Below are 12,102 nucleotides of genomic sequence, written 5' to 3'. Positions count from 1 at the left end.
GTCAGGCCAGCGACGCCAGCCTCTGCGGTTCCAGCCCGGCGTCGCGGCCTTCGGCCCGCGCCATCATCCAGCCATAGAGATTGCGCGGATCCGGCGGCATCGCCACCAGCTCCACCGCCCTGCCCGCGCGCCGGGCATGCGCGGCGGCATAGAGCCAGCGCAGCGCGGCGTAGTCTTCCAGCGCAAACCCCACCGAATCGAACACCGTCACTTCGTCGGCCGCGGCGCGGCCCGGCGCGGCGCCGGCCAGCACCTGCCAGAGCTCGGTCACGGGCGCATCGGCGGGCAGCTGCTGGATCTCGCCTTCGATGCGCGTCTGCGGTTCGTACTCCACCACGATGCGCGCCCGGCGCAGGATGTCGGCATGCAGCTCGGTCTTGCCGGGGCAATCGCCGCCGACCGCGTTCAGGTGCATGCCCGGGCGCACCTGCGCCGGCGTCAGGATGGTGGCGCGGGTCTTGTCTGCGGTCACGGTGGACACGATGTCGGCGCCGTCCAGCGCGGCCTGCACTGACTCCGCGGCACGGATCAACAGCCCCGGCACGCCGGCAAGGTTGCGTATCAGCCGTGCCGTGGCGGCGGGGTCGATGTCGTAGGCCGCGATCTCGCGCACGCCCAGCATGGCGTGGAACGCAAGCACCTGGAACTCGGCCTGCGCGCCATTGCCGATCAGCGCCATGGTGCGTGCGCCCGGCCGCGCCATCGCCTGCGCTGCCAGCGCCGAGGTGGCTGCGGTGCGCAGCGCGGTGGCCAGCGTCAGGTCGGCCAGCATCAGCGGCAAGCCGGTTTCGACTTCGGCCAGCAGGCCGCACGCCATCACGGTCGGCATGCCATGCTGCGCATTGCGCGGATGGCCGTTGACGTACTTGAACGCGTACTGGATGCCGTCGCTCACCGGCATCAGTTCGATCACGCCGCGCGCGGAATGGCTGGCCAGGCGGGCGGACTTGTCAAAGGCATCCCAGCGCAGGAAGTCCTGGCGGACATGCTCTGCCATCTGCACGATGGCGGGCTGCACGCCGAGCGCGGCCACCAGCCGGGCCACGTCGTTGGCGTCGAGGAACAGCGACCGGGCGGTCTCTTTCATGATTGTCTCCCTGGCTGGCGATGGCGGATGCATCAGGCCGCGGCCGCGGCGATGCCGGGCCCGCTACTACGGTCGAGCCGCAGCGTCATGCAATAGGCGCCGCCGCCGGACAGCATGAATGGGGTCAGGTCGACCTCGTGCAACTGATAGCCGCGCCGGCCCAGTTCGGTGCGCAGGTGCGGCGTGGTGCGGGTCATCACCACCTGGTCGTCCAGGTTGACGGCGTTGACGCTGAAGTGGCTCAGGTCGTCGGCGCTGGCCTCGATGCGCAGGCGCGCCGGCAGCCGTGCGCGCAGTTCGCGCAGCGCCGCTTCGCTGAATGCCGGCGGGTAATAGAGGATCTCGCCGCCGGACAGCGGGCAGAAGCACACGTCGAGGTGGTAGCTCTGCTCGGTGGCCAGCTCCAGCGCCACCACTTCCTTGCCGAAGAAATCCGACACGGCGGTGGCCGCCTCGTGCGACGACCGCGGCCCGAAACCGGCCCAGAAATGACCACGGCCAGCATCCCAGATGCAGTCGCCAGCGCCCTCCTGGAAACAGCCTTCGGGCAGCAGCGCCACTTCATCGAGCAGGCCGCGCTCGCGCAGCGCGCCGAAGATTTGCGCGAACGGCGCTTCTTCGCCGCGGCGCTGCGGGTAACGGAAGCGGGCCAGCAGTGCGCGGCCGTCGAGCACCACGGCGGCATTTGCCGGGAAAACCATGTCGGGCAGGCCGGGGGCGCCCGCGGCCACTTCCACCGTGAGGCCGGTCCGGCCCAGCGCCGCGCGCAGCGCTTCGAAGGACTGCATGGCGTTGCGGTGCATGCCGCGCGGATCGCGCGCCCAGGCGGCGGGATCCATCCACGGATTGATGCTGTACGACACGTCGTAGAAGGTCGGCTCGACAAGCAGGATCGTGGGGGTGCGGATCACGGCGGCTCCTTTTCTTTGGGGTTCTGGAAAGAATTCAGTCGATTGCATTCTGGTGCAGGCTGGTGTTAACTAATAGCCAGCAAGTTGTGCAATTTGCGCCTTGCTTCGCGCAAAATGCCAGGCTTCATTGGCAAATCGACAGAACGGCCTTCAAACCCATGGACGCTACCGATCAACAGCTGCTCTCCCTGCTGCGCGACAACGCGCGCACGCCGGTCACCGCGCTGGCGCAGGCGCTGCGCGTGTCGCGCGCGACCGTGCAGAACCGCATCGACAAGCTGGAAAAGGAAGGGCTGATCGTCGGCTACACCGTGCGCCTGCGGCCCGAGGCCGAGGCGCACAGGATCCGGGCGTGGATGACGATCGCGGTGGAGGGAAACAAGGCGCGCACGGTGCTGCAGGCGCTCAGGGGTGAGCCCAACGTGCAGGCGCTGCATACGACCAACGGGCGCTGGGACATCATTGCGGAACTGCGCGCGGATACGCTGGAGGCATTTGACCGGACGCTGGACCGGATACGGTTGATCGACGGGATCAGTGCTACGGAGACGAGTATTTTGTTGTCGACTTACAAGTAGCGACACCGGATACCGCCGGTTTTGCTCCCTCTCCCACTGCGGGGGAGGGAGCGTTGGCCTGGGTCGCAGCTAGCTCGACCGCCCCCTGCAGGCCGACGTCTTCAGCCCGCCGCCCGACCCCGCAGCCGCTCGCGCCGCGCTTCCTCATGGTGAACCTGCGAACTCGCACGCAGCAGGTCGCGCAATGACACGATGCCCGCCAGCCGCATGCTGTCCGCGCTCTCCACCACCGGCAGCCGCGCCACGCTGAGCGCCGCCATGCTGCCTGCCGCCGCGCGCGCGGTCTGCTCCGGCAGCAGCACCTGCGCCGGCGCGCTCAGCAGGTCGCGGCAGCGCAGGCCGGGCGACACCTCGCCGGCGGCCGCGCCGCGGATGGCGGCGCGTTCCAGCATCCCCAGCACGCGCCCGTCCGCCACCACCGGATAGGCGCGATGCGCGGCGTGCTCGCCGAAATAGCGCGCCATGGCATCGGCCACCGGCAAGTCGGCGTCGATCGTCACCACCTCATGCGTCATCAGCTCGCCCACATGGGCGCGCTCGAGCGGGTCGACGCCGTATTCGCGGTAGATATGCAGGCCGCGCCGGGCGATCTTCTCCGTCATGATCGACCGCTTCATGGTCAGCACCGAGAAGCCGTACGCGACCGCCGTCGTCAGCAGCAACGGCAGCAGCGCCTGCGTGTCATGCGTCAGCCCGAAGGCGAACACGATCGCGGTCAGCGGCGCGCCCAGCACGCTGCCGAGCACGCCGGCCATGCACACCAGCGCCCACAGCTCGGGCGAACCGCCCGGCAGCCACGGCGCCAGCACCGTGCCAAGCCCGGCGCCGAGCATCAGCAGCGGGGCCAGCACGCCGCCCGACGTGCCGGAACCCAGCGCAGCGATCCAGATCACTGCCTTGACCGCAAGCAGGCCCAGCGCAATGCCGATGGCAATGCGGTGGTTGAGCAGGTCACCGATCACGTCATAGCCCACGCCCAGCGCGCGCGGCTCGAAATACCCGCCGATGCCGACCACCAGCCCGCCGATCGCCGGCCACCACATCCAGTGCAGCGGCAGGCGCGAGAACGCATCTTCGGTGCGGTACAGCGCCAGCGTCAGCCCCGCGCCCAGCGCGCCGCACAACAGTCCGGCGATCACGCACGAGGCCAGCGCGGGCGTGCCAGCGGCCGCGGTCTGCATTGGGAACAGCGGGCCTGCCTCGAAGAGCAGCGGCCGCAGGAAGCCCGCCACCGCGCAGGCCAGCGCCACGGGCAGCAGGCTGCGCGGGCGCAGCTCGAACAGCAGCAGCTCCACCGCCAGCAGCACCGCCGCCACCGGCGTGCCGAAGATCGCCGTCATGCCCGCGCACGCCCCGGCCACCAGCAGCGCCTTGCGCTCGCCGGCGCTCAGGTGCAGGTACTGCGCCAGCAGCGACGCCAGCGAGCCACCGGTCATGATGATCGGCCCCTCGGCGCCGAACGGCCCCCCGCTGCCGATCACGATGCCCGACGACAGCGGCTTGAGCACCGCCACCCGCGCCGACATCTTGCTCTTTCCGAACAGCACCGCCTCGATCGCCTCGGGGATGCCGTGGCCGCGGATCTTGTCGCTGCCGTAGCGCGCCATCAGCCCCACCACCAGGCCGCCGACCACCGGCACCGCGATGACCCACGCGCCCAGCGCATGGTCCGCCGGCGAGCGCTCGGCCAGCGACAGCGTCTGGTAGAAGAACAGGTTGGTGAAGAAGCGGATCAGGTTGACCAGCACGCTGGCCGCGACGGTGCTGAGCGCGCCGATGCCGAGCGCGATCGCCGACAGCATCAGCAGGCGGCGGTTGACCGCGTAGTCGCGCTTCTCGACGGGCGCGGCGGTGGGTGACGCAGGGAACGTCATAGGGGGGCGACTCCTTTTGCTCTTGTCCTGTTTGCTCTTGTGCGGTGCATCACGCCCCAACTCAGGGATGCGCTGCACCAAAGGCGGCCAAATATATCACCGCGTGATATATTACGTGCACCATTCCAAGCCGCCCCCCGTCCAAGAATGCCAACCGCCCCCGCTGACGCCTCGCTGGCGCAAAATACCCGTGCATGGCTGCGCACTTTTGTCCCGCTGCCGGTCGCTGCCAACCGCCATGAGCGCATCAAGAGCTGCCTTGGCGCGCTGCTTGGCCTGTTCTTCACCGAATGGATCAGCCACCAGACGCTGGGCGGATTCAACCCCTGGTTCGTCGCGCCCATGGGCGCTTCGGCGGTGCTGCTGTTCGCGGTGCCGTCTTCGCCACTGGCGCAGCCGTGGTCGATCATCGGCGGCAACCTGTTTGCGGCATTGGTGGGCGTGGCCTGCGCGCGCTGGATTCCGGATCCCGGCATTGCCGCGGCGACAGCGGTGGCGGTGGCGATTGCCGTGATGTTCCAGTTCCGCTGCGTGCACCCGCCCAGCGGCGCCGTGGCCATCACCGCGGTATTCGGCGGGCCGGCGGTCAGCGCGCTCGGTTTCGGCTTCGTGGTGGTGCCGGTGCTGTTCAACTCGATGCTGCTGCTGTTGATGGCGCTGGCCTTCAACAACCTGTCGCGGCGGCGCTACCCGCACCGCCCGCCCGAGCCTGCGGTGCAGCACGGCACCAGGGACGTGCCGCCGACGCAGCGCGTGGGCTTTACCCGCGCCGACCTGGACGCGGCCCTGCAGGCACGCGGCGAATTCCTCGACATCGAAGAAGACGACCTGGAAGCCATCCTGGTGGCGGCACAGCTGCACGCGTACCGGCGCCACTTCGGCAACGTCCTGTGCAGCGAGATCATGTCGCGGGACGTCGTCATGGTGCGGCCGGACCAGCCGGCGCACGAGGCCGGTCACCTGCTGTCGCGGCACCGCATCAAGGCGCTGCCCGTGGTCGATGCAAATAACCGGCTCGAGGGCATCATCACGCAGAGTGATTTCTTCGCCGCGCAGCGCGATACCGGCGCGCGCCGGCTGGCTGGCACCGTGCGCGACCTGATGACGCGCGCCGTGGTCACCGCCCGCCCCGACCAGCCGATGGTGGAACTGGCGCAGGCCTTCTCCGACGGCGGCCTGCACCATGCGCCGGTGATCGACGACAAGCACCGCGTGGTCGGCATGGTGACGCAGTCCGACCTGGTTGCCGCCCTGCTCAAGAGCGGCGTGATGGCCGTGCCGGGCTGAAGCCCGCACGCCCCCGGCGCCGGCCCTGCCCGGCGCCTTTTCCCTCCTGCCTTGACAGCACGGAAGCCGCGCTGTTCAACGTCACAAAGCTATGGCACTGTGGATGCGTCCGGGCATGCTGCGCCGGCGCACCGCGGTGGTGGCGCCTGAAGCACCGTTCCAGCAGCCCTTTGGCATCGCCCGCCCCGGCGTAGGCTATATTTACGCCGTTTCCGTCACACCGGCGGGCCCAGGGAGAGCCATCAATGAGTTCCGGCCAGTTAATCGAGAAGATCGCTGCAGTCTTTGCGCTGATCGTGCTGATCGGCGGGTCACTGCTGGTGCTCGCACCGTTCACCACGGCACTGCTGTGGGGCGCGATCCTGGCCTACAGCTCGTGGTACCCGTACATGGTGCTGTCGCGCTGGCTCGGCAACCGGCGCAGCCTGGCGGCGCTGATCTGCGTGCTGCTGGCCACGGTGATCGTGCTCGGGCCTTTTGTCTACGCCGGCGCCAGCTTCTCGGCGCACGTGGACGACCTGGCGGCCCTGGTCAACCGGTACATGGAGCAGGGCATCCCGCAGCTGCCGCAATGGCTGAGCAGCCTGCCCTATGTCGGCACCTACCTGCAAGGCTCGTGGAACAGCATCGTCAACGCCGATTCCGAGATGGTGGCCAACCTGCGCAAGCTGATCGCGCCGGTCGGGCATGTGCTGCTCGGCGCCGGCCTGTCGATCGGCGCGGGGCTGGGACAGCTGGCGCTGTCGATCATCCTGGCGTTCTTTTTCTATACCGGCGGCGAGTTCGCCATTGCGTGGCTGCGCGCGGGCATGCGCCGCATTGCCGGCGAGCGTGCGGACCATCTGCTGGAACTGGCCGGCAGCACGGTCAAGGGCGTGGTCTATGGCGTGCTCGGCACGGCCTTTATCCAGGCGGTGCTGGCCGCCGTCGGGCTCTGGATCGCCGGCGTGCCGGGCGCGGCCATCCTTGGCTTTGTCACCTTCTTCCTGTCGGTGGTGCCGGTGGGCCCGCCGCTGGTGTGGCTGCCGGCGGCGCTGTGGCTGTACCACACCGGTTCCACCGGCTGGGCGATCTTCCTGGTGATCTGGGGCGTGGGCGTGGTCAGCATGGCGGACAACATCGTCAAGCCGCTGCTGATCAGCAAGGGCACCGGCATGCCGCTGATCTGGATCATGCTGGGCGTGCTGGGCGGCGCGCTGGCGTTCGGCTTCCTGGGCGTGTTCATCGGCCCGACGCTGCTGGCGGTGGCGTATGCGCTGCTGCGCGACTGGACCATCGGCTCGCAGGACGAGCTGGCGCAGGATCTCGCGCGCGACCTGAAGGCGGGCGGCGCGCCGGCAGCGGTGCCCGCGGTGACGACGCCCGCTGGGGCGACGCCGGCAGTCCCCGCCGTGGTCGACAACCCCGACGTGCCGCCGGCGACCACCGGCAAGCACCCCGGCTGAACGGCTGATGGCAGGTCCCGACAACGCCCCCGCATTGCCCGATACCTCCCCCGCCGCGCTGCACCGGCTGGTGGCGTGCGAATACTGCGATGCGGTCTACGAGCGCACCCCGATCTCGCCCGGCGAGCGCGCTTTGTGCCTGCGCTGCGGCGGCGAGCTGTACCGCGAGAGCCGGCGCCATTACCGGCGCCTGCTGCCGCTGGTAATCACCGCGCTGATCCTGTTCCTGGTATCCAACGCCTACCCCATCGTCGAGATGGACCTCAAGGGCGTGCGCACGCAAACCACGCTGCTGGGCGCGGTGCAGGCCCTGTATGAGGACCGCATGGCACTGGTGGCGGTGCTGGTGTTCGCCACCACCATATTGTTCCCGCTGTCCGAGCTGCTGATGATGGCTTACCTGCTGGTGCCGATGGCGCGGCACCGCATGCCCATGGGCTTCGACCGCATCGTGCGCGGCATCCGCCAGACGCGGCCGTGGGGCATGATCGAGGTCTTCATGATCGGCGTGCTGGTTACGCTGGTGAAGCTGTCCACGATGGCGCGCGTGCTGCCTGGCATTGCGCTGTGGTCGTTCGCCGCGCTGGTGATCGTGCTGGCGGCGATGCTCTCGTTCGACCCGCGCGACCTGTGGCGCTACCTGGAAACGCCGGACGATGAGGCGGACGCGGCAGGCGGCACAAGCGGGAAAGGACAATGACGGACGCGACCCCGCGGCAACCTCAACGGCCGCCGCGCCCCGACCGCCTGGCGCACCCGCGCCGTCTCGCGCGCGAGGTGGTGGCCGGACTGACCGACGACGACGAACGCAAGCCGCTGCCGCAGGTGCCAACCGCCAGCCGCCTGGGCCTGCTCTCCTGCCACGCCTGCGACCTGGTCAGCCCGCGCACGCTGGAAGGCGAGCCCTGCCCGCGCTGCGGCGCCACCCTGCACCACCGCAAGCCGGACAGCCTGGCGCGCACCTGGGCGTTCCTGCTGGCGGCCTTTATCCTCTACATCCCGGCCAACATGCTGCCGGTGATGGTCACGCAATCGATCCTCGGCACCCAGCGCGACACCATCCTGTCCGGCGTGATCTACCTGTGGCTATCCGGCTCGCGCATGCTGGCCGTGCTGGTGCTGATCGCAAGCATCATCGTGCCGCTCCTGAAGATGGTGATCCTCACCTTCCTGCTGCTGTCGGTGCATTTCCGCGCGACCTGGCGCATCCGGCAGCAGACCCGTCTGTACGGGCTGGTGGAGGTGATCGGCCGCTGGTCGATGCTCGATATTTTCGTGGTGGCGCTGCTGGCCTCGCTGGTGCGGGCCGGGGCGCTGGCCACCATCATCCCAGGCGGCGGCGCGCTGGCCTTCGGCGCGGTCGTGGTGCTGACCATGCTGGCCTCGCTCAGCTTCGATCCGCGCCTGCTGTGGGATTCGCTGGAAGACGACAATGCCCGACACTGAACAACATCCGCCCAATCCCGCTGGCGCACCCGGCCTGCCGCGGCCCGAGCGCCGGCGCCGCGCGCGCTGGCTGCCATCGCTGGTGTGGCTGATCCCGATCGTCGCGGCGGTCGTCGGCGTGTCGCTGCTGGTGCACACGCTGGCCTCGCGCGGGCCGGAGATCACCGTCAGCTTCCGCACCGCCGAGGGCCTGACGCCGGGCAAGACCGCGGTGCGCTACAAGGACGTCGATATCGGCCTGGTCAAGTCGGTGCGGCTCGCGCGCGACCGTTCGCACGTGATCGCCTCGATCGACCTGACCAAGGACGCCGAGAACTTCGCCGTGGCCGACACGCGCTTCTGGGTGGTGCGCCCGCGTTTCGCCGCCAGCGGCGTGTCGGGGCTGGAGACGCTGCTGTCGGGCGCCTATATCGGCGTCGATGCCGGCAAGTCCGGCGAGACCACGCGCGAATTCAAGGGCCTGGAAGTGCCGCCGGTGGTGACCACCGACGCATCCGGCAAGCAGTTCGTGCTGCGCGCGTCGGAGCTGGGCTCTCTCGACATCGGTTCGCCGGTCTACTACCGGCGCGTGCAGGTGGGCCAGGTGGTAGCCTACCAGCTGGAGCCCAACGGGCGCGACATCACGCTGCGCGTGTTCGTCAACAAGCCCTATGACAAGCTGGTCACCGCCGACACGCGCTTCTGGCATGCCAGCGGCGTCGACCTCAAGCTCGATGCCGGCGGGCTCAAGCTGTCGACGCAATCGCTGGTGACGGTGCTGCTGGGCGGCGTTGCGTTCCAGGCGCCGGACCGCACCACCGCCACCGACGCCGCCGCGGAAAACACGCAATTCCTGCTGGCCGCCGACCAGTCCGACGCCATGAAGGAGCCCGAGGAACTGGCGCCGACGCTGGCCGTGCTCAACTTCGACCAGTCGGTGCGCGGCCTGTCGCCGGGCGCGCCGGTGGACTTCCGCGGCGTGATCGTCGGGCAGGTGCGCTCGATCGGCATCGAATACCAGCGCGACAAGAAGGCTTTCCGCATGCCGGTGGTGGTCGAGCTGTACCCGTCGCGCATGGGCTTCCGCGAACGCGACGTGGAAGACCGCGCGCGCGCCCGTCAGATCATCGAGGGCCTGCTCAAGCGCGGCATGCGCGCGCAGCTGCGCACCGGCAACCTGCTTACCGGCCAGCTGTACGTGGCGCTCGACTTCTTCCCGAAGGCGCCGCCCGCCAAGGTCGACCTGGATGCGCCGATCCCCGAGTTCGCCACCACGCCGGGCACCTTCGACCAGTTGCAGGCGCAGGTCGGCGATATCGTCAACCGCATCGACAAGATCCCGTTCGACCAGATCGGCCAGGACCTGCGTACCACCGTGGCGAGCCTGAACAAGACGCTCGACACGGCCGACCAGCTGGTGCAGCAGCTCAACGGCGACGTCGCGCCGCAGGTGCTGGCGGCGCTGCAGGACGCGCGCAAGACGCTGACTGCGGCCAACGGCACGCTGGCGTCGGATGCGCCGCTGCAGCAGGACACGCGCCGCATGCTGCAGGAACTGACGCGCACCGCCACGTCGTTGCGCACGCTGACCGACTACCTCGAACGCCATCCCGAAGCGCTGCTGCGCGGCAAGCCGGAGAAAGACTGATGAAGCGCCATCCCCAAAACTCCGCACTTGCCTCCGTGCTGGCACGCCGCGCCATTGCCAGCGCAATCGGCGCCACCGTGCTCGCCGGTTGTGCCTCGCCGGAACCGCGCTATTACACGCTGGCCCAGGGGCCTGCGGATGTCGCCACGCTGCCGGCGCCGACACCGGCGGCGTCGACCAACACGCTGTGGCTGGAAGTCGCGCCGGTGCGCGTGCCGGAGCGGCTTAACCGGCCGCAGCTGGTGGTGCGCGACGGCGGCAATGACGCCAGCCTGCGCCTGCTCGACCTGGCGCGCTGGTCGTCGCCGCTGCCGGATGAACTGCGCGACGCGTTGTCGCAGCGCCTGCAGGCGACTCTGGGCGCCGTCGACACCTACCAGCAGGGGTTGTCGGACGTGCAGCCGCTGTACCGGATCACGACGGAAGTGCTGCGGCTCGACGCGGATGTCGGGCAGCGCGCGGGCGCCACGATCAACTGGACGGTGCGGCGACTCCCGGACGGCAAGGTGGTCAGCGGCCGCACGCAGGCGGAGTTGTCCGCGCCCGGCGAGGTCGATGGCGTGGTGGCGGCTTACCGCGAGATCGTGGCAAGCACGGCGAAGGACATTGCCGCGGGAGTGGAGGCACTTCGCCGATAGACCGAACGCGACGGAGCTTGCCGGAAGGAAGGCGCGCCTGAGCCGCCCGATCTGGCCTAAGCAAGGTGTGTTCTCCCTCTCGCCTCAGCGGGAGCGGGGAGCAAACCGGCGGTAGAGGGACGCTCTCAGTCATCCCCCCACACCGCCGCATCGCGCTCGCGCCTTGCCGCCGCTTCGGCCGCACGCCGGTGGATGGCCTCGGCCATCGCCGCCAGGCATTCCGCCGCCCCGCACCAGCTTCACCGGGCACGCCAGCATCAGGTTCACGGGCAAGCCGAAATCCTCCACCACAAACCCGCGCGCATCCAGCGGCCGGCCGTCCCCATCGGTCACCACCGTGGCGCGGTCGCGCACCGTTCCCGGATCCGCGCTGTAGCCCCATACCGGCTTCTGCAGCGCCACCGCAAACCCCACTTCGAAGGCCGTGCCCGAGTCTGGCTCTCCCGGCCCGCGGAAATCGTCGAGGTTGGCCATCACCATGTCGGCACGGCGCAGCAGCGCGATATTGGCGTCATAGATCCAGCGCGCCGTGTCCCGCGCCGACAGGCCTGCCGGCGCCGCCTTGTCGAGCGGATACAGCCCGGTGAAGCCATGCGCCGCGCACAGCGACTTGAGTTGCTCGCCCCAGGCGATGGCATCCTTGCGGAAGACGTCGAAGCCGGCCAGGTAGATGGTTTTCATGGCGATGTTCGTCACGGAAGAAATGGGAAGCCGCAGCATAACCCGCCGCCGCACGAACATCAGCGGCATGCACGAAACCCGCGCCGCGATGACCGCGCTGACCCGGCAGAATCTCGATGCGCTCCTGGCCGATGGCAACGTGCTGACGCCGGTGCTGTAGTAGCCGGCCCCCCTGCCTATACTGGATACACCGGCCGCGCGGCCGGTGACAGGAGGCACCATGGGACGCAAGTTTATCGATTGCCGCGAGTTCCCGAGCGACATCGGCTGCACGGTTGCGCTGAGCGCCGACAGTGAAGACGAACTGCTCGAAGCCGCGGTCCAGCACGCGGTCGCGGTGCACCAGCACCAGGACACCCCTGAGCTGCGCACCCAGCTGAAGTCGTTGTTCAAGGAAGGCACGCCACCGGCCTGAAGCCGGAAAAGCTGGCGCTGCAATGGCGCCAGCCCCCTACCCTCGCCCGAACCTCCTCCGGCCCCGGGAAACATACGCAGCCCCTGATACAGCACTTATTCGCGCCCGAATAC

At 69.2% G+C, this 12,102-nt stretch carries 13 protein-coding genes; 9 read left to right on the top strand and 4 right to left on the bottom strand.

The features are described from left to right. Position 1: 1 nt before the first annotated feature. Together ocd and K309_RS0119290 are read right to left on the bottom strand one after the other, a co-directional pair. Positions 2-1,087 carry an ornithine cyclodeaminase gene (gene ocd, locus K309_RS0119295; protein ID WP_029047954.1) on the bottom strand — a complete coding sequence of 362 codons (1,086 nt, stop codon included), beginning with the start codon at positions 1,085-1,087 and terminating at the stop codon, positions 2-4. Positions 1,088-1,119: 32 nt separating this feature from the next. Beyond that, positions 1,120-1,998, bottom strand: a complete 879-nt coding sequence (locus K309_RS0119290; protein WP_029047953.1) for a dimethylarginine dimethylaminohydrolase family protein — start codon at positions 1,996-1,998, stop codon at positions 1,120-1,122. Between the two features lie 158 nt (positions 1,999-2,156). Between K309_RS0119290 and K309_RS0119285 the strand changes: the two genes are divergently transcribed. After that, a complete protein-coding gene (locus tag K309_RS0119285; RefSeq protein ID WP_029047952.1) occupies positions 2,157-2,576 on the top strand; it encodes an Lrp/AsnC family transcriptional regulator in 420 nt (139 codons plus the stop codon). A 101-nt stretch (positions 2,577-2,677) separates the two neighbouring features. On the opposite strand, the gene K309_RS0119280 is transcribed toward K309_RS0119285, so the two are convergent. Next, positions 2,678-4,450 (bottom strand): chloride channel protein, encoded by a 1,773-nt coding sequence (locus K309_RS0119280; RefSeq protein WP_029047951.1) that lies wholly within the window; start codon positions 4,448-4,450, stop codon positions 2,678-2,680. A gap of 147 nt (positions 4,451-4,597) precedes the next feature. Between K309_RS0119280 and K309_RS0119275 the strand changes: the two genes are divergently transcribed. The 6 genes from K309_RS0119275 (at position 4,598) to K309_RS0119250 (ending at position 10,893) form a co-directional block, all read left to right on the top strand. After that, complete coding sequence (locus tag K309_RS0119275; protein WP_029047950.1) at positions 4,598-5,737, top strand: HPP family protein; 1,140 nt, start codon at positions 4,598-4,600, stop codon at positions 5,735-5,737. A gap of 245 nt (positions 5,738-5,982) precedes the next feature. Beyond that, positions 5,983-7,182 (top strand): AI-2E family transporter, encoded by a 1,200-nt coding sequence (locus K309_RS0119270; protein WP_029047949.1) that lies wholly within the window; start codon positions 5,983-5,985, stop codon positions 7,180-7,182. Positions 7,183-7,189: 7 nt separating this feature from the next. Further along, positions 7,190-7,882 carry a paraquat-inducible protein A gene (locus K309_RS0119265; protein WP_029047948.1) on the top strand — a complete coding sequence of 231 codons (693 nt, stop codon included), beginning with the start codon at positions 7,190-7,192 and terminating at the stop codon, positions 7,880-7,882. Further along, entirely contained in the window at positions 7,879-8,628 is a 750-nt protein-coding gene (locus K309_RS0119260; RefSeq protein ID WP_029047947.1) for a paraquat-inducible protein A, read from the top strand. The genes K309_RS0119265 and K309_RS0119260 overlap by 4 nt, the downstream gene beginning before the upstream one ends. Next, entirely contained in the window at positions 8,615-10,255 is a 1,641-nt protein-coding gene (locus K309_RS0119255; protein WP_029047946.1) for a PqiB family protein, read from the top strand. The genes K309_RS0119260 and K309_RS0119255 overlap by 14 nt, the downstream gene beginning before the upstream one ends. Next, on the top strand, positions 10,255-10,893 hold the full coding sequence (locus tag K309_RS0119250; protein ID WP_051320515.1) for a PqiC family protein: 639 nt from the start codon (positions 10,255-10,257) through the stop codon (positions 10,891-10,893). Before K309_RS0119255 ends, K309_RS0119250 begins: the two co-directional genes overlap by 1 nt. A 129-nt stretch (positions 10,894-11,022) precedes the next feature. Here the strand turns inward: K309_RS0119250 and K309_RS36835 are convergent, their stop codons facing one another. Next, the gene (locus K309_RS36835; RefSeq protein ID WP_232232421.1) at positions 11,023-11,574 is read right to left on the bottom strand and encodes a nucleoside 2-deoxyribosyltransferase; all 552 of its coding nucleotides are present in this window, start codon (positions 11,572-11,574) and stop codon (positions 11,023-11,025) included. Here K309_RS36835 and K309_RS42975 point away from each other — a divergent pair. Both K309_RS42975 and K309_RS0119235 read left to right on the top strand, forming a co-directional pair. Then, positions 11,573-11,734: a hypothetical protein gene (locus tag K309_RS42975; RefSeq protein WP_232232420.1), complete on the top strand. Its 162-nt coding sequence runs from the start codon at positions 11,573-11,575 to the stop codon at positions 11,732-11,734. The two genes, K309_RS36835 and K309_RS42975, sit on opposite strands and share 2 nt — an antisense overlap. Before the next feature lie 60 nt (positions 11,735-11,794). After that, positions 11,795-11,989 carry a DUF1059 domain-containing protein gene (locus K309_RS0119235; RefSeq protein ID WP_029047944.1) on the top strand — a complete coding sequence of 65 codons (195 nt, stop codon included), beginning with the start codon at positions 11,795-11,797 and terminating at the stop codon, positions 11,987-11,989. Positions 11,990-12,102: the final 113 nt, after the last annotated feature.

Source organism: Cupriavidus phytohabitans (genome assembly GCF_000426345.1).
Classification (GTDB): domain Bacteria; phylum Pseudomonadota; class Gammaproteobacteria; order Burkholderiales; family Burkholderiaceae; genus Cupriavidus.
The sequence above is the reverse complement of the archived record's forward strand: the minus strand, read 5'-3'. Positions and strand labels throughout refer to the sequence as shown.